Origin of the sequence: Mycolicibacterium stellerae, from assembly GCF_003719305.1 — a bacterium.
Lineage (GTDB): Bacteria > Actinomycetota > Actinomycetes > Mycobacteriales > Mycobacteriaceae > Mycobacterium > Mycobacterium stellerae.
This window is the reverse complement of record NZ_RARC01000021.1, coordinates 15,718-33,220: the sequence shown is the minus strand read 5'-3', so window position 1 is coordinate 33,220 and position 17,503 is coordinate 15,718. Positions and strand designations below refer to the sequence as shown.

Below are 17,503 nucleotides of genomic sequence, written 5' to 3'. Positions count from 1 at the left end.
CTCCTAGTCGAGGTCCAGCGATGAGGTGTCGACACGGGAGGCGACATCGGCCATCCACGTGCGTCGGCCCTCCGGCGGCCCGCCGAACAGAGTGTGATGCAGATTCTTCTCACCGTCATCGAGATGTACGCGAATCACGGTGCGCCGCTGCGGATCCAGCACGGTGTTCCAGAAGTCGTCGGCGTCCATCTCGCCGAGTCCCTTGTTGCGCTGCACTTCCACCCTGCGTTTGGACGTGGCCTTCATCTGAGCTACGGCGGCGTCGCGCTCGGACTCGTCCTGGCAGTACACCCGCTGAGTCCCGTCCTTGACGACGAAAAGCGGTGGCAGCGTCACGTAAACCATCCCGGCGTCGACGAGTGGCCGATAGAAGTCCAGGAACATCGAGATGAGGCTCGAGTTGATGTTGCCTCCGTCGGGGTCGGCGTCGGAGGCGAACAGGATCCGGTCGTACCGGCACGCTTCCGGGTCGCAGTGGTCACGTACCCCGCAGCCCAGGATGCGTTCGATCGAGTCGAACTCGTCCTTGACCCGTGCCTTGCTCACAGTGAATCCGAACACGTTGGGAGGCTTACCCTTCAGCGGGAAGGCGGCCTGGAACGTCGCGTCCCTGGCCGCCTTGATCGTGCCCAGGGCCGAGTCGCCCTCACACAGGAACAGTTCGGCGCCCGACCCACGGCCGGTCTCCCGGCTGGGCAGTAGCTTCGGGGGCAGCGACAGATTCGTCCCTAGACCCTTGGCCTTCGATGCCGCCCTGGAGCGGGCCTTCGCGCCCTCGGCGCTGCGCCGTGCCCTTGCGGACTCGAGGGCCAGCTTGGTCCACAGCGTCACGGTATCGGCGTTGGCGGGGTTGGCCGCCCAGATGGTGACGCCCCGCGCCACGTCGGGGGCCATCGCCACGTTCAGTGACCGCGACGACACCGCGGTCTTGGCCTGGGAGTCCCACGACACGTCAGGTGCGCGGGTGTCGACGGCCAGCGCGGTGACTGCTGCGAAATCCTGCGGCTCCGGGCCCTCCTCGCCTTTAGCCAGGCCCAAGTCGCGGATCCGGGAAGCCCGTTCTGCCAACGCTTCTGACAGCCCCTTGACCGCGGCCGTCAGATGGGATCCACCGCCGGGGGTACGCACGGTGTTGCAGAACGCGGCCACGGTGGCCGGTTCAGCAGGTCCCGCGCTCAGCGACCAGCGGAAAGGAGTAGGGCCACGCCCGGTGGTGTACTCGCCGCGGCCCTCCACGGTGGCCCGCACGGTCGGCACGGAGGTGTCGCCGGCGGCACACATGAGGTCCAGCAGTGGCTCGGTGCCCCACGGGCCGCTGAACTGCTCGAGCAACTCGGGCCTGACCTCATCGCCGGGCCAGCCTTCGTCGACGACCACGAGGTGAACTCCAGGCGACATCCGCGCCGCGGCGTGCGCCCGCAGCAGCACCTCGCCGATGTCGATGCTGGAATCCGGCACCACCACCGGGTCGAACAGGATCCGCACCGTGGTGCCGTGCGCGTGGGGTTGGCGGTTGCCGGAGCCGCGCAGCTTCTGCGTGTCGGCCCGAGTGAACGTGGCGTTCGGGTCGAAGTCCTTGCCCTCGAACTCGCCGGGGTAGCCGCCGCCGAAACTCTGCAAGTAGGTCTTGCCTGCGCGGCGGACTGTCACGTCGGTACGCGCGGAGATGAACACCGCTGCTGCGGCGCCGATCCCATTCAGACCGGCCCCGGTGCTGGTCGCATCGGAGTGTGCGGAGAACTTGCCACCCGCCCGTGCGGTGCCAAGCGTCTTGACGATGCCGTTCTTCCCGTTTACGGGGTCTGAGTCGACCGGTAGGCCGCGGCCGTCGTCGGCAACGCTGACAGATCCGTCGACGTGCAAGGTGATCGTCACCGTCGAACCGCCGTGACTCGGATCGGCGACCTCTTCGATCGCGTTGTCCACCAGCTCGCGCAGCGCGGTGTTGAGCACGTCCAGACCAAGATTCACCGCAGGCCGCAGACGCGTGTGCTGGACATCGTCGAGCTCGGTGATGTCGGCGGCGGTGTAGCTCACTGCTGGTCCTTTCCATCAGGGCAGAGTCGTGCCGAGGTTGGGGCAGCACGGGTGGCGTACGCATTCTGCCCCGACTCCCCGACACCTGACCGCATCGTCTGTGTCCGTGTCGTCTTCCATCCCCGTCGCTCGTGCCCAGCCTGTGTCGCGCGCGCCCTTCATCGACTGTCAGACCCGCGCATCACACTTGCGGACATGGGCAAGCGCAACCGCGAGCGACGGTCGGCTAAGCAGAAGCAACGGGGCCGGACAGCCACTGAACGCGAACGCATCCGGCCAGACCCGGGACCGGATCGGGCGCAGATCCTCGAACGCCTCGTCATCGCATTGAGTACGGCTGCGAACGTCCCCACGCCATGGCGCGCGGCCGAGCTTTTGGAGCAGTCCCGCGGTTACGAGCGCGAACTCGATGTTGCCGCCGACCTCGCCGTGCAGGAGGCGATCCGAGCGGCATGGGAGCACGGGTGGTCGCCGACGGACCTGCACGAGATTGCGCACCGCAGGGTGGCCGCGGCCACCGTGCGCTACCTCGATGAGGCCATCGTGCTGGAGTCCCGGCGATACTCGGAGGCGACGCTGCACCCCCGGTGGCGCGCCGGTCTCGCCGACATCTCGGCGGCGGTTGGCCCGTCGGCGCCCGCGCCGCAGATGTCGCGATGGGCTGCATCACATTCCGCTGGCGAGCGCGCCGCATTGACCGCAGTTCTTCAGGTGCTGCACCTGCTGGGGAGGATCCCCGCGATCCAGGCCCTGCTTCCACTGCCGGGCTCACACCGGCAGCTATCCGCGGTGGCCGGCGAGGTCGATGAGAAGATGCTCGCTCGGGTGCGCGCGTTGCTGGCCAAGGCCGAGGCCACCGAATACCCCGACGAGGCCGAGGCGCTGTCAGCCAAGGCGCAGGCGCTCATGGTCCGGCACTCTTTGCGCGAGGCGGTCGCCGATCACGACCGCGGACGCCCGTCCATCGCCGCGGCGCGCAGGGTCTGGATCGACAACCCCTACGTGGCTGCAAAGGTGGCGCTTGTGCAGGCCGTCGCCCAGGCCAATCGCTGCCGCACCGTCTGGATCAAGGACCTGGGCTGTGTCGTCACCGTCGGTGCGGAGACCGACCTGGATCTGGTCGATCTGCTCACCACCTCACTGCTGATGCAGGCAAGCCGGGCCATGTTGGTCGCCGGACGCCGGCACGGTGTTCGGGGCCAGTCGCGCACGAAGTCGTTCCGGTTCTCCTTCCTGGTCGCCTACGCGACTCGTATCGGGGAGCGGCTGGCCGCCACCAGTTCGTCGGTCACCGAAGAACTGCGACGCGACGACCGGCTGCTGCCCGTGCTGGCAGCACGCAACCGCGCGGCCGACGAGCAGTTCACCCGGCTGTTCCCGAACACGGTCGCCAGCCCGCTGGCTGCCTACGACTCCGTCGGACTGGGCGCAGGGCGCGCGGCGGCCGACACGGCGATGCTCGACGTCCGAGACTCGATCGCGGGCTAAGTAAGGCTGAAGAAATTGATCGAGAACAGGCCCGACCCGGAAGACCCGTAGTTTCGGCCCTACGCGTACGGCACTAGGTCCAGCGAGTTTTGGACCCCTTTGCAGTGGGCAACAACGCCGTTCGCATGATGGAGGCCCTCCTTGCTAACGGCGAGGGCGCGGGAGATGCCACCGGCACGGGCGTGTATTACCGCGATGTTTCGGATGTGAGCGCGTCCTAACACAGTCGTATTCCGCATCTAACCAATCGGTAATCACCGGGGCCTTGAATGGGAACCAGCCGAAGATCCGACTCGGCTGCAGGCACATCCGCCGCGAGACTTCTACACGACACCGAATTATGGAGACACTCATGCCTTTTGACGATTCCATCACCGAGAACATCAAGACTTCGCTCGGCGAGATCCCCCACCCGTCGCTACCCAAAGGGTCCAATATCTACGGCGGCACCAAAATCTTCCCCGACTACAAGGCGGAGAGTGGCGAGTCCTACTTCACCCTGGTGCACGGCATCGCCCATGAGTCGTCGGTGAGCTTCGTCGCCGTGCTGCAGGCCACCCGCGCACTACGTAAGGGATTCGAGTCGGCCCTGTACTTCTATGGCCCCGGCGCCATCAATTGCCTTGCCACGCGCGGATTTCCGAAGACCGGCGACTCCGGCTTCCCCGGTGAACAGAACATCAACGACTCGCTGGCCACCTTCATTGGTGAGGGCGGCACCGTGTTCTGCTGCCGCTTCGGGTTGGCGCTGCACGGTGGCCGCGAGGAGGATCTGATCGAGGGAGTCATCCCCGCGCATCCGCTCGACGTGCAGGACGCGCTCATCCATTACGCCCGCAAAGGCGCCATCATCAACTCCACCTACATGGTCTGACGCGAAAGCACTGAGGGACTTGAGGATTCGAGATGACGACACTTGCTTCGGTCGCGGCAAACTTCACCCGTGACCTGGAACAGAACTACGCACTGATCGCCTCGCTGGTCCACGAGGCGCGCGAGAGGGGCGTCGACTTCATGGTGCTGCCGGAGGCAGCCATCGGCGGATACCTGTCGTCGCTGGGCAATCACGGCGACACCGTCAAGACCACCGCGAGATCCCTTCCGCCTGCCATCAGCCTGGACGGACCTGAGATCGCCCGGGTGCAGCAGATCATCGGCGACCTGGTGATCGCCATCGGCTTCTGCGAACTGGCCGAGGACGGCGAGACCCGCTACAACGCCGCGGCCGTTCTCGACGGCAACCGGATCTACGGCACGTACCGCAAGGTGCACCAACCCCTCGGTGAGGGCATGTCGTACTCGGCCGGTTCCGACTACGACGTGTTCGACACGCCGGTAGGCAGGGTGGGGCTGCAGATCTGCTACGACAAGGCGTTCCCGGAGGCGGCGCGGATCATGGCGCTCAAGGGCGCTGCGATCATTGCCAGCCTGTCGGCCTGGCCTGCGGCGCGCACCGCCACCGCTGAGAATCTCCAGGACGACCGGTGGACCTACCGGTTCAATCTCTTCGACAGCGCCCGCGCCCTGGACAACCAGGTGTTCTGGATGGCGTCCAACCAGAGCGGCACCTTCGGATCGCTGCGCTACGTCGGCAACGCCAAGGTGGTCGATCCGGGGGGAAACGTGCTCGCCACAACGCTTCTCGGCAGCGGTATGGCGGTGGCCGAAGTGGACATCGACGGCACGTTCCGCGCCATGCGGGCGGGCATGTTCCATCTGCGGGACCGCAGGCCCGATGTGTATGGGGCATTGACCCAGACCGACACCACGGACACGGCGAAATGGCAGGAGCTGGCTCATGCCTGAGATGACCTTCGAGCTCCAATGGCCCGACGGAAGCCGGCAGCGCTGCTACTCGCCCAGCCTGGTCATGCACGACTATCTGACCACCGGCGCCAGCTACACCGTGGCCGACTTCCTGGACCGCTCGGCGACGGCGTTGGCGGTGGCCAGTGACAGGGTGCGGGCAAAGTTCGGCTTCGCCTGCACCTCGGCGGCCGCCACCAACGATGAAATCCGCGACACCGCAAGCCGATTTCCGTCGACCTCGTTGATTCACGTCACCGCGATGCATCCCGCCCTGGAGCAGGCATGAGCACCCGCGAGCATGTTCCTGTCGCCATCATCGGCGCCGGGCAGGCCGGACTCTCGGTCAGCTGGTATCTCTCCCGCGCAGGGATCGACCATGTGGTGTTGGACGCGAAGACGCCGGTGCACGCCTGGTCCGACAGCCGTTGGGACAACTTCACATTGGTCACCCCCAATTGGCACTGCCGGCTGCCCGGCTACACCTACGAGGGTCCAGACCCGGACGGCTTCATGACCCGCGACCAGGTGGTCGAGTGGCTCGACGGCTGGTTGAAAACCTTCGAAGCGCCGGTGCGCACCCACACCCGGGTCACCCGCCTGCGCAACGACCCCGACGGCGGCTTCGAGCTCACCCTGAGTTCGGGTGCCGGCGAACAGCTGCTGACCTGTGAGCACGCGGTCATCGCGACGGGCGGCTACCCGCTGCCGATCACCCCGGCGTTCGCCGGATCGCTCGATCCGTCCATCGCGCAGATCCATTCCGAGCAGTACCGCAACGCCGACCAACTGCCCGACGGTGCGGTGCTGGTGGTCGGCACCGGCCAGTCCGGCGCGCAGATAGCCGAGGACCTTCATCTGGAGGGTCGCCAGGTGCACCTCGCGGTGGGCAACGCTCCCCGCGTGGCCAGGTTCTATCGCGGTCGCGACTGCATGACCTGGCTGTCCGATATGGGCCTGTATGACAAAGCCGCCCAGGAGTATCCGGGCGGGAAGGCAGCGATCGAGAAGACCAATCACTACGTCACCGGACGCGACGGAGGGCGCGATATCGACCTGCGCCAGTTCGCCGCCGAGGGGATGCGGGTGTACGGGACGCTGATCGACGGCAAGGACACCACGCTGACGTTCGCGCCGACGCTGACCAAGCACCTGGACCATGCCGATTCGGTGTACAACTCGATCTGCGCCGACATCGACGCCTACATCGAACGTGCCGGCGTCGACGCGCCGCCGGCGCAGCGCTACACCCCGGTGTGGGCTCCCGACACCGACCCCACGGGGTTGGATCTGGCCGCCGAAGGTGTGACGAGCATTGTGTGGGCCATCGGCTACCGCCCCGACTACCGCTGGATCGAAGCCAGCGCATTCGACGGCGGGGGCCGGCCAATGCAGACCCGCGGTGTCACCGGGGTGGACGGGCTGAGCTTCATCGGTCTGCCCTGGATGCACACCTGGGGTTCTGGCCGTTTCCTCGGGGTCGACCGTGACGCGCAGCATGTCGCGGCGACCATCATCAGCAGCTATCACGAGTCCGTGCTGCGGCTCGCGGTCGGGCACTGAGGGATCACGCCGTGGCACGCCAGTCGTTTTCGCGAGTCATCACCGGCAGGGCTCGAGACTGCCCCGACGAGATCGTGGTGATCAGCGACGACGAGCGGCTGTCCGTAACCGCAGCCGAACTCGACCGGCAGAGCAACCGACTGGCGCGCGAATACCTGGCCCGCGGTGTCGGCCGCGACGACCTCGTTGCGGTCACGTTGCCGAACTGCGTCGAGTTCGTCGTCGCCTGCGCGGCGATCTGGAAGGCGGGGGCCATTCCCCATCCGGTGTCGCCGTCGCTGCCGGACAGCGAGCGCGCCGCTCTGGAACGGCTCGCCCGGCCAGCGCTGGCCGTCGGCGCCCCGCCGACGGACCCGACGATTCCTTGGGTGCCAAAAGGATTCGTCGCCCAGCGCAGCGCAGCGCAGTTGCCCGATGTGTGGGCGTCATGCTGGAAGGCACCCACATCGTCAGGCAGCACAGGACGCCCGAAGATCGTCAAGGCCGCTGCACCCGCGCTGACTGATCCGGGCCGGCCGGTCGCGGCCTTCCTGCCGCAGCGCGCCGTTCAACTGGTCACCGCGCCGTTGTGGCACTCGGCGGCCTTCACGTATGCCTTCCGCGGCCTGCTCACCGGGCATCGGCTGGTGCTCGAGGACGGTTTCGACGAGCAACGCTTCGGCGAGCTGGTGCAACGGCACGCCGTCACGTGGACATTGTTGTCACCGAGCCAGATTCACCGGTTGGTGCGTGCACCGCGCAGGTTCGACATGAGTTCGCTGGAGTCGGTGCTGCACATGGGGGCCTCGTGCTCTCCGGCGGACAAGCGTGAACTGATCGCCTGGCTCGGCGCCGAGAAGGTCATCGAGGTCTACGCGGGCAGCGAGTCCAACGGGCTCACCATGATCACCGGCACCGAATGGCTGCAGCGCCCAGGAAGTGTCGGCAGGCCCGTCGGGGGCACCCGGATCCGCGTCCTTCGCGGCGACGGGTCGCCGGCGGATATCGGTGAGATCGGCCAGGTCTGGATGCGGCGTGGCGAGAACCCCACGTACACCTATGTCGGCGGGCGATCACAGCGCACCGAGGACGGCTGGGACACCCTCGGCGATCTCGGCCGTCTGGACGAGGACGGTTACCTGACCGTCGTCGATCGGTCCGACGACGTGATCCGGCACGAGGGCACCGCCGTGTACCCGTCGCGGGTCGAGCACGCGCTGGAATCCCACCCGCGGGTGCGCGGCGCCGTAGCGTTTGGACTGCCGGACGGGCGCGGAGTCGCCGCAGTCGTCGAGGTCGAAAGTGATCCCCAGGGTCACCTCGCCGGTGAGGTCACCGCCAGCACGCTCACCCGGTTCGCACGACGGCGGCTCACAGAGGCCGAGGTGCCATCACGAATCGACTTCACCCGCAACCCGTTACGCAATTCCGCAGGCAAGGTTCGCCGCAGCACCTTCCGCACACCGACGCATTCAAAGGTATGAGGAGAACGCTCATGAACGTTTCGACGCGGGTCGACCTGGCCCTGCTGGGCATCCGGGGCCGTCCCCCGCTGCGCCGCACGGCCGGTGCCGGTCCCAGCGATGACGGCCACTTGGTGATCGACGGCATCAACGCCGCGATACCTCGTAACCCGAAGAGTCCGTTTGTGTTCGACGGAAGTCAAGTGTTGCGCGACGGTGTGGACACCGGCCTTGACGTGCAGGTGATCGAGCGGCCCAAGTTCTACGACCTGGCGACCGACGACGGGGTGCCCTACGAGAAGCTCGCCAAACTGCACGGCCGCAACGTGCTGGCGACCACGGTGGTGCAGACGTGCGTGCGCTACGCCCCCGATCAGCGCTGCCGGTTCTGTTCGATCGAGGAGTCGCTGCGGGCGGGCGCCACCACTGCGGTGAAGCGGCCCGCCGAACTCGCCGAGGTGGCCGAGGCCGCCGTCCGCCTCGACGGTGTCACGCAGATGGTGATGACCACCGGCACGTCAGCGGGCGCCGACCGCGGCGCCCGACACCTAGGCCGATGTGTGCGGGCCGTCAAGGCAGCGGTGCCTTGGCTGCCGATCCAGGTGCAGTGTGAACCACCCGAAGACCTCGCGGTGATCACCGAGTTGCGGGAAGCCGGCGCGGATTCCATTGGCATCCACGTCGAATCACTCGATGACGATGTGCGCCGTCGCTGGATGCCGGGCAAGGCCAGCGTGTCATTGACGCAGTACCGGCAGGCGTGGAGTGAAGCGGTGCGGGTGTTCGGCCGCAACCAGGTGTCGACTTACCTGCTGGTGGGCCTCGGCGAGGATCCCGACGAGCTGATCGCGGGCGCCGCAGAACTCATCGAGATGGGCGTCTACCCGTTCGTGGTGCCGTTTCGTCCACACCCGGGGTCGCTGGCCGTCGACGTCGACCGCGCGCACGCTCCGGACGCTGCCGTCGTGGAGAAGGTGTCACGTGAGGTCGCCGCCGCGTTGCAGATGGCGGGCATGGCCGGTGCGGATCAGCGCGCCGGCTGCGCATCCTGCGGGGCATGTGGCGTGCTGCAGAACCTGGGCGGGTGACGGCCATGCGGCAGAGCGCGATCGACCTGTCGATCCTGGCGGGCAGCCCGGTGGCGGCCTCACCGAGCTTCCTGATCGGCCCCGCCGAGGGGCCGGGTGAGTTGGCGGCCTATCGGCGAATGCGGCGCGAGGCGTTTGTCGTCGACCAGAGTCTCTTCGACGGCACCGACCGCGATGACCTCGACGATGACCCGCGCACCGTCGTGCTCGTCGCCACCACACCGGACGGCCACGTGCTCGGTGGAGTGCGATTGTCGCCCCGCTGCGCCCCCGACATCGGTTGGTGGACCGGCAGCCGGCTGGTGGTCGAACCGTCGGCGCACGCCACCGGTATCGGGGCGGCGTTGATTCGCGCAGCGTGCGCGTACGTCGAGACGGCGGGGGCGCTGAGGTTCGACGCCGCCGTCCAGCGGCGCTACGCGCCCCAGTTCACCGGGCTCGGCTGGGAGAATCACGGCGACTGCACGGTAGCCGGGCAGCCCCACGTTCGAATGAGCTGGCCGCTGAACCAGATTCAGCGCGTCGCGGATGCCACCAAATCGTTCCTGGCTGCCACAGTTGACCCACTGCGGGCCGTCGCAGGCGGGCTCGGCCCGGCCGGGTTCGTCGGCGACGACGGTGTGCCACTCCCCGGCAGCGATCTCATCGCCGCCTGCGACGCGATCATCCCGTCGATGGTGGAACGCGATCCCGAGTGGGCGGGGTGGTGTTCGGTACTGGTGAACGTCAACGACCTCGCCGCAATGGGAGCCACTCCGGTGGCCCTCCTCGACGCGGTCGGCGCCCCCACCCAGTCGCTGTTGACGCGCATCATGCGCGGCATGGCGCGAGCCTCGGCGGCGTGGCGAGTTCCGGTGCTGGGTGGTCACACGCAGCTGGGGGTACCCGCATCCTTGGCGGTGACCGCGCTGGGCCGGGCTGCCGATCCGGTACCGGCGGGTGGCGGATCGGTGGGAGACGACGTCCGATTGACCGTCGATCTGTCCGGCGGTTGGCGACCCGGCTACCACGGCCGTCAGTGGGACTCCTCCAGTACCCGCAGTTCAGACGATCTGGCACGGCTCGGCGAACTGGTCGCCGGGATGCGGCCCCGCGCCGCCAAGGACGTCAGCATGGCGGGCATCGCAGGCACCGCAGGGATGCTCGCCGAGGCCAGTGGGACCGGGGTGGATCTGGATGTTTCGGCCATTCCCCGCCCTGCCGGTGCGGAGATGGCATCGTGGCTGACGTGTTTCCCAGGCTTCGGCATGCTGTCCGCCGATCGAGACCAGCGGATCCCGCCGACGCCGACCGGCGTGACTAGCGCGGTGTGCGGCCGTCTGACGACCGAGCCCGGGGTGCGGCTGCGCTGGCCTGACGGGGCGGTGACAACGGTGGTGGCGTCGGGGGTGACAGGTTTGGGACGGGCATGAGCGGGTGCACATGGCCCCGGTGACGATCGCCGCGGTAGCGGCGCACTTCGGCCGCGACATCGACCGAGGCGTCGGCAAGGTGGTCGGCATCATCGAGGCTGCGTCGCGAGAAGGCGTGCAGCTGTTGGTGTTCCCGGACGCTTGTTTAGGTGGCTACATCGGCGACTTGCGTGAACCCGACCCGACAGACCTGCCGCCGGCCCTTGACCCCGACGGCCCCGAGATCGCGGCGGTGATCGCAGCGGCCGGACCGATGACAGTCTGTGTCGGATACGCCGAAGGTGCCGTCGGCGGTGGCCGCTACAACTCGGCGATCTGCGTGTCCGGCGACGGCGAGCTCGGCAGGCACCGCAAGGTGCACCAACCGGCCGGCGAGATGCTCGCCTACCTGGCCGGAGACTCCTTCGCCGCCTTCGACACTCCGGTCGGGCGGGTCGGCATGCTCATCGACTACGACAAGACCTTCCCCGAATCGGCGCGGGCGCTGGCGCTTGACGGCGCTCAGATCATCGCGGCACTGTCTGCGTGGCCTGCCAGCGTCACCGACAGGGCATCGCGGCTGCCCGCCGATCGGCAGTCGCGACTGTTCGACCTGTATGACTGCGCGCGGGCGGCCGAGAACCAGGTGGTTGTGGTGTCGTCCAACCAGACCGGGATCATGGGTTCACTGCGGTTCCTCGGACAGGCCAAGGTCGTCGGCCCCGGCGGCGACGTTCTGGCCACCACCCGATCCAAGGGCGGCCTCGCGAAGGTCGACATCGACGTCGACGCCGAAATCACGAGGGCACGAAGAGTTTTGAACCATCTGGCGGAACGCCGTGTCGACGCCTACCAAGCCCCGTCGGATCAGGCTCAGCCATGAGGGTTGCGCTGGTCACCTATTCCACCAAACCGCGCGGCGGTGTCGTACACACCCTCAACCTCGCCGAGGCGCTGGCTGCGATGGGCCTCGAGGTGACGGTGTGGTCACTGGCACGCCAAGGCGATCGGGGTTTCTTCCGAGAGGTCGATCCCGCAGTCGGCGTGCGACTGGTCGACTTCCCCGACCGCGACGGCGAGACGGTGACCGGCCGGATCGTGCGATCCATCGAATCGCTGCGGCGCACCTTCACCCCCGACGACTATGACATCGTCCATGCCCAGGACTGCATCAGCGCCAACGCCGTCGGCTCGTGCATTCGCACCATCCACCATCTCGATCAGTTCACCACGCCGATACTGGCCGAATGCCACGAGAAGGCCGTGGTCGAGCCCTACGCCCGCATCTGCGTCTCCGCTGCGGTAGCCGCCGAAGTCACCGCAGGCTGGGGCCTGGCACCGACAGTCATCCCCAACGGTGTGCGGGCCGACAGGTTCATCGAGGCGGCGTCAGCGTCTGCAGCGGGGCGGCGCGCCCGGTGGCGTAATGACCTCGGGCAGTACGTACTGGCGGTCGGCGGTATCGAACCGCGCAAAGGGTCGCTCGATCTGGTGGCGGCCTATTCGCTGTTCCGGCAACAGTTTCCGGCGGTCTCGCTGGTGATCGCGGGCGGGGAGACGTTGTTCGACTACCGCGACTACCGGGCTGAGTTCGAGGCGCTGTGCGCTGAGTTGGACGTGTCGCCGGTGATCCTCGGCGCCGTCGAAGACGACGACCTGCCGTCCCTGGTGGCCGCCTGCGAGGTCTTCGCTTTCCCCTCCACCAAGGAGGGCTTCGGCCTTGCCGCCATGGAAGCCCTTGCAGCGCAGCGGCCCGTCGTAACCCGCGATCTGCCGGTGCTGCACGAGGTGTTCGGCGAGACGGTGCGCTATGCCCGCGAACCGCGCGGCCTCGCCGACGCGATGGCGGCCGCGCTCGGTGACGGCAGCCGTGCGGCTGCGGGGCGGACACTGGCCGAGTCGATGACGTGGGAGGCCGCCGCGCGCGCTCATGTGGACTTCTACGCGGCCCATCGACGGGCCTGAACGACGCTGCATCCGGCGTTGTCCGATTGACGGTGCATCCGACTGCCGCAACCGGCTCACGCGGTGCGCGCGCTCCATTCGGAAGTCCGTTCGGGCGTCGCCTCGGCGAGCGCCTTCCGGGTGTCGTCTGCGTCGAAGTCCTTGCCGTACACGGGTGTTCCGGGCTGCTGGCGCCACGATTCGGAAATCGGGCCGGCATTGACCGGCTCGAATCCGAGTTGTTCGACGATGTCGTGGACCAGTTCACGACCAGGTCCGTCCTCGCCGGCGATCGGGAGTGCGATGCGGTTCGGTGTGCCGCTCGGCGTTCCCTTCTCCAGCAGATGCTTCCACCAGATCCCGTTGAACCCCTTGTACACCGGTGCACCGATCTGCTCCGCGACCCACGCACTCTCGACCTGACCGTCCTCGATGCCCGCGATGTCACCGTCACGCTGTTGGGGGTAGTAGTTGTTGGTCTCAATCACGGGGGCACCCGGTTTACGGGCATCGACGATTCCGTCGGCGAGGTCCGGAACGTTCTTCTGCGGAATGCTCACGACGACAAGGTCGGCGTCCGCGGCGGCATCCTTGGCCCAGACAGCCGTCGCACCAGTCTCCTTCGCCAGGTCGGCAAGTGTTTCAGGAGAACGTGAGTTCGACACGATCACCTCGTGTCCGAGTTGGCGCAGTCTGCGCGTCAGCGTGCCGCCAATCTGGCCTGCCCCAATGATTCCGATCTTCATGAATCGCCTCCATACGGTGGTTTCGCTTCGGGCCAACAATTGGCGCACAGGCACTATTCCGGGCCGATCTCGACCAAACGCCGGTCCTGATCCCCGTAGGGTCATCTGATCGTTCGGGCGTGCGCTGCGGCATACCGCTCGCCGGTTATGCGGTCCGCTGCGAAGACCTGTGAAAGGTAGGCGGCTTCGTCGGCGCTGATCGCGACGGTGGTGGCGGCGATGTTCTCTCGCACGAACTCGGCGCGCTTGGTGCCGGGTATCGGCACGACGTCCAGCGGCTGAGCGAGCAGCCATGCCAACACGAGTTGTCCTGGGCGACAACCCTTTGCATCAGCCATCGCAGTGAGTTCTTCGACGGGCTGGAGGTTCGTGGCGAGGTTGGCCGAGGAGAATCTGGGGTTGGTCGCACGAAAGTCACCCGGTCCGAACTGTTGGCCAGCTTTCAGTCGACCGGTCAGCGCAGACCTGCCAAGGGGACTGTAGGGAACCAGCGTGATGCCGAGTTCGCGACAGGTCGAGATGACGCCGTTTTCGACCCCGCGTTCCCACAGCGAGTATTCGGATTGCAGCGCTGTGATGGGGTGCACGGAGTGGGCGCGGCGAATCTGGTCTGGGCCCATCTCGCTGAACCCGATGGCGCGGACCTTGCCTTCCTGAACAAGTTGGCTCATCGCGCCGACGGTGTCTTCGATGGGCACCGAGGGGTCGAGGCGATGGTAATAGTACAGGTCGATGACGTCGGTGCGGAGTCGGATCAGGCTGGCCTCGCATGCATCCCGGACGTATTGGGGGCGACCGTCGATGGCGATCCCGGTGCGATCCGGGTTGATCTTCGCCGCGAACTTGGTGGCCAGCACGACGTCGCCGCGCCGTCCCGCAATCGCCCGTCCGATCAACTCCTCGTTGTGACCGAACCCGCGAATCGGCACGCCCCAGGTGATGTCGGATGCGCCGTAGACGTCGGAGGTATCGAGAAAATCCACACCGAGGTCGAGTGCGGTGTGAATGGTCGCTGTGGATGCGGCGTCGTCGGTGGCGCCATAGGATTGCGACATACCCATACAGCCCAGCCCGATCGCGTGCACCGACAGATCGGAGTGGCCCAGTGTGACTCGTGCCAGCATGTGGACCCTGGCTCAGTGGTTGACGGATCCGAGCGGATCCAGTTGATCGTTGGTGGCGTCGTCGGCGACGGTGGAAACGCTGAGCGCTGCCCACTTCTCATCGGTGGCGAGCAGGTCGCGTCCGGCGGCGGTGGCATAGCGATAGGCGTCTGGGCCGACCAGGAGGCGCGCGGGCGGCTCGGCCATGTCGACGACGTCGAGCAGCAGTGTGGCCACCTTGGCGGGGTCACTGGCGCTGAGGTTCTCGGGGCTGCTCATCGCGGCGGCGGCGCCGACGGTTGCGGCGTACTCGTCGCGGACGGAATCGATGCGCATCGAGGAACCTGCCCAGTCGGTGCGCATGCCGCCGGGCTCCAATACGGTGACCTTGATGCCCAGCGGCGCGACCTCCTGGGCGAGAACGCCGGAGAATCCGGTGACGGCCCACTTGGCCGACTGGTAGGCGCCCAAGCCGGGCCGTGTCAGCCGCCCGCCCACCGAGGACACCTGGACGATGTGGCCGGCGCGCTGGGCCCGCATGATGGGTAGCGCGGCCTGGGTCAGGCGCACCACCCCGAAGAAGTTGGTGTCGATCTGGGTGCGGAAGTCGTCGAAGTCGACGTCCTCGATCGCTCCCATGTTGGCATAGCCGGCGTTGTTGACCAGTACGTCGAGCCTCCCGAACCGATCGACGGCGGTGGCGACGGCGGCGTGCACGTGATCGCCGTTGGTGACGTCTAGTTCGACGACGACGAGGCGGTCGGGGTGCGCTTCGGCGAGATCGTCGAGTGCCGAGGTCGAGCGGACGCCGGCGACGACGCGGTGTCCGGCGCTCAGGGCGGCGTCGGTGATGGCACGCCCAAGTCCACGGGAGGCGCCGGATACGAGGAAGACGCGTGATCGATCAGACATGGCAATTCCTAACTGTGAATGGGATTTTCGGAGGGATTTCTCAGTTGATGGTGCGGAGAGTGCCGCCGTCGACGCGGAGGTCGGCGCCGCGCTGGCTCGGATACCGTCGGCAACCGCCCATGTCCATCGTCGACTCCTAATCTACGACCGTAGACTTATCGCAAATATACAGACGTAGACTTAGTCCGATCTATTCCCTACCGTTGGGGCATGGCCGCCGCCCCCTCCCGCCCGCGCAATGCCGCCGCCACCCGAGAGGCGATCCTGAACTCGGCCATCCGCAACTTCGCCCGTGCTGGATACGACGGTGTCGGTGTCCGCGAGATCGCCGGCGCCGCCGGTGTCACCGCAATGTTGGTGAACAGGTATTTCGGGTCGAAGGAGAAGTTGTTCGCAGAGGCAGTCGAGGCCTCGTTCGCGCCGCCGGTGTTCGTCGCCGAGAACTCCGACGCCATCGCCCGCGACGTCGCCACGGCGTTGGTTACTCGCTCCGCTGGGGACACCGATGACCTGGCACCGTTTCTGATCATGCTGCGGTCGGCGTCGAACCCGATCGCCATCGACATCGTGCGCGACGCGATCGAGCGTCACGTCGGAAAGCGACTGGCCGGCCAGCTGCCTCAACCGGGGCGACAGCTCCGCAGCGCCGTCGCGCTGTCGGTGATCAGCGGGATGCTCCTGATGCGCCGAGTGGTAGGCGCCCGCGCACTCACCGGACGCAACACCGACCAACTCGTCGAACTGCTGGAGGCGGTGTTCGACACCATCATCGACACCCCGTTGAGCTGACGACACGACGAGCGATTCGGTTGGTCACCATATGGAGTCCCGTTGAAGGGCAGGCGCATTCGGATACGACTCCAGCGCGGGTCAGCGATCGCTGGTGGCGAGCAGTCCGGTGCGGTGAGTGGTGATCATGTGCTCACGCTCTCGGTTAAGTGGCAGTGCCTCGGCTACGCCTGCGAGGGAGCGTGGTTGCGCTGATGGTCGAAGACCACATCCGTTCGCAGGCCGGCTACTTCGGGACGGCCCGTCAACGAATCGAGCACGAAATCGCGAAGCGCCTCCGTCGATTGCACGGCGACGTGCACCAACACGTCCTCGGTGCCAGTGGTCACGAACACCTGCAGCGTCTCGGGCAACCCGAGGATGAAGTCGCGGAACCCGAGAACGACCCGGCGCGACTGAGGGCGCAACCGCACGGTCACCATCGCCTGTACCGGTCGACCAACCTTGGTCAGATCAACGCTCGCGTGCACACCCGTCAACACCCCGCGCGCCCGCAGTGCGCGCACTCGTTCGAGCATCGTGGAGGGCGAGACGCCGAACGCGGCGGCCAGATCGCGGTTACTGCGCCGACCATCCGCCTGCAGTGCGGTAACGATCGCCGAATCAAGTTCGTCCATGATCCCGAATTCCCTGCCTTGTACCGAATTATATTCGGTCACGACTAACCCTTCCGAACTAGCAAATAGTATTATCGCCTATGACCGACCAAATGACCGACAAGCTGCCTGATATCCAGTGCGCTTTCCGAGCGAACACCAAGATTGCGTTGGTGCTGCGCGACGAGTTGGCCACGTGGCAGAAGCTCAATCTGACCGCCTTCCTCGCCAGCGGTATCGCCGCGAGCGCACCGGAGTCGATCGGCGCCGACTACGCCGACGCCGACGGCACCCGTTACACGCCCATGTTCGGGCAACCGGTGATGGTGTTCGCTGCGGACACAGCAAGACTGACGCGCACCCTGAACCGGGCTCTATCGAGGGGTGTGGTCCCTGCGATCTTCACCGCCGAGCTCTTCACGACGGGCCACGACGCTGCCAACCGCTCCTCTGTGGCGGCCACCGCCCGCGACAGCCTTGATCTGGTCGGTATCGCCGTCCGCGCCGACAGCAAGATCGTGGACAAGATCACCGACGGGCTGCGCTTGCACCCGTGACATGAGTCGCTGGCCGCAAACGATCCGGAATAAAACTCCAC

The 17,503-nt window shown here is 66.8% G+C and carries 17 protein-coding genes; 12 read left to right on the top strand and 5 right to left on the bottom strand.

Going from position 1 to position 17,503, the window contains the following annotated elements; genetic code table 11:
- Positions 1-3: 3 nt before the first annotated feature.
- Complete coding sequence (locus tag D6M19_RS22575; protein ID WP_123027500.1) at positions 4-2,037, bottom strand: toprim domain-containing protein; 2,034 nt, start codon at positions 2,035-2,037, stop codon at positions 4-6.
- A 195-nt stretch (positions 2,038-2,232) separates the two neighbouring features.
- Between D6M19_RS22575 and D6M19_RS22570 the strand changes: the two genes are divergently transcribed.
- From D6M19_RS22570 to D6M19_RS22525, 10 genes are all read left to right on the top strand, one after another.
- Entirely contained in the window at positions 2,233-3,525 is a 1,293-nt protein-coding gene (locus D6M19_RS22570; protein ID WP_206428603.1) for a DUF2786 domain-containing protein, read from the top strand.
- A 352-nt stretch (positions 3,526-3,877) separates the two neighbouring features.
- Positions 3,878-4,399, top strand: coding sequence for an MSMEG_0572/Sll0783 family nitrogen starvation response protein (locus tag D6M19_RS22565; protein WP_123027569.1), 522 nt, complete (start codon positions 3,878-3,880; stop codon positions 4,397-4,399).
- Positions 4,400-4,431: 32 nt separating this feature from the next.
- Complete coding sequence (locus D6M19_RS22560) at positions 4,432-5,331, top strand: carbon-nitrogen hydrolase family protein (RefSeq protein WP_123027497.1); 900 nt, start codon at positions 4,432-4,434, stop codon at positions 5,329-5,331.
- Entirely contained in the window at positions 5,324-5,620 is a 297-nt protein-coding gene (locus D6M19_RS22555; protein WP_123027495.1) for an MSMEG_0570 family nitrogen starvation response protein, read from the top strand. Before D6M19_RS22560 ends, D6M19_RS22555 begins: the two co-directional genes overlap by 8 nt.
- Positions 5,617-6,894, top strand: coding sequence for an MSMEG_0569 family flavin-dependent oxidoreductase (locus tag D6M19_RS22550; protein WP_123027494.1), 1,278 nt, complete (start codon positions 5,617-5,619; stop codon positions 6,892-6,894). The genes D6M19_RS22555 and D6M19_RS22550 overlap by 4 nt, the downstream gene beginning before the upstream one ends.
- A gap of 11 nt (positions 6,895-6,905) precedes the next feature.
- On the top strand, positions 6,906-8,357 hold the full coding sequence (locus D6M19_RS22545; RefSeq protein WP_123027493.1) for an AMP-binding protein: 1,452 nt from the start codon (positions 6,906-6,908) through the stop codon (positions 8,355-8,357).
- A gap of 11 nt (positions 8,358-8,368) precedes the next feature.
- Positions 8,369-9,424 carry an MSMEG_0568 family radical SAM protein gene (locus tag D6M19_RS22540; RefSeq protein WP_123027492.1) on the top strand — a complete coding sequence of 352 codons (1,056 nt, stop codon included), beginning with the start codon at positions 8,369-8,371 and terminating at the stop codon, positions 9,422-9,424.
- Complete coding sequence (locus D6M19_RS22535; RefSeq protein WP_234834998.1) at positions 9,394-10,836, top strand: MSMEG_0567/sll0787 family protein; 1,443 nt, start codon at positions 9,394-9,396, stop codon at positions 10,834-10,836. Before D6M19_RS22540 ends, D6M19_RS22535 begins: the two co-directional genes overlap by 31 nt.
- Positions 10,837-10,846: 10 nt before the next feature.
- Positions 10,847-11,698 (top strand): carbon-nitrogen hydrolase family protein, encoded by an 852-nt coding sequence (locus D6M19_RS22530; RefSeq protein WP_123027490.1) that lies wholly within the window; start codon positions 10,847-10,849, stop codon positions 11,696-11,698.
- Entirely contained in the window at positions 11,695-12,780 is a 1,086-nt protein-coding gene (locus D6M19_RS22525) for an MSMEG_0565 family glycosyltransferase (protein WP_123027489.1), read from the top strand. The genes D6M19_RS22530 and D6M19_RS22525 overlap by 4 nt, the downstream gene beginning before the upstream one ends.
- A 56-nt stretch (positions 12,781-12,836) precedes the next feature.
- On the opposite strand, the gene D6M19_RS22520 is transcribed toward D6M19_RS22525, so the two are convergent.
- From D6M19_RS22520 to D6M19_RS22510, 3 genes are all read right to left on the bottom strand, one after another.
- The gene (locus D6M19_RS22520; RefSeq protein ID WP_123027488.1) at positions 12,837-13,505 is read right to left on the bottom strand and encodes an NADPH-dependent F420 reductase; all 669 of its coding nucleotides are present in this window, start codon (positions 13,503-13,505) and stop codon (positions 12,837-12,839) included.
- A 101-nt stretch (positions 13,506-13,606) separates the two neighbouring features.
- Entirely contained in the window at positions 13,607-14,629 is a 1,023-nt protein-coding gene (locus D6M19_RS22515) for an aldo/keto reductase (RefSeq protein WP_234834997.1), read from the bottom strand.
- A 12-nt stretch (positions 14,630-14,641) separates the two neighbouring features.
- Positions 14,642-15,520 (bottom strand): SDR family NAD(P)-dependent oxidoreductase, encoded by an 879-nt coding sequence (locus D6M19_RS22510; RefSeq protein ID WP_123027487.1) that lies wholly within the window; start codon positions 15,518-15,520, stop codon positions 14,642-14,644.
- A gap of 210 nt (positions 15,521-15,730) precedes the next feature.
- Between D6M19_RS22510 and D6M19_RS22505 the strand changes: the two genes are divergently transcribed.
- Complete coding sequence (locus D6M19_RS22505) at positions 15,731-16,309, top strand: TetR/AcrR family transcriptional regulator (protein WP_123027486.1); 579 nt, start codon at positions 15,731-15,733, stop codon at positions 16,307-16,309.
- Positions 16,310-16,473: 164 nt separating this feature from the next.
- Here D6M19_RS22505 and D6M19_RS22500 read toward each other — a convergent pair whose 3' ends face one another.
- Complete coding sequence (locus D6M19_RS22500) at positions 16,474-16,968, bottom strand: Lrp/AsnC family transcriptional regulator (protein ID WP_234834996.1); 495 nt, start codon at positions 16,966-16,968, stop codon at positions 16,474-16,476.
- A gap of 38 nt (positions 16,969-17,006) precedes the next feature.
- Between D6M19_RS22500 and D6M19_RS22495 the strand changes: the two genes are divergently transcribed.
- The gene (locus D6M19_RS22495) at positions 17,007-17,462 is read left to right on the top strand and encodes a PTH2-like family protein (protein WP_234834995.1); all 456 of its coding nucleotides are present in this window, start codon (positions 17,007-17,009) and stop codon (positions 17,460-17,462) included.
- The last annotated feature ends 41 nt before the right edge of the window (positions 17,463-17,503 follow it).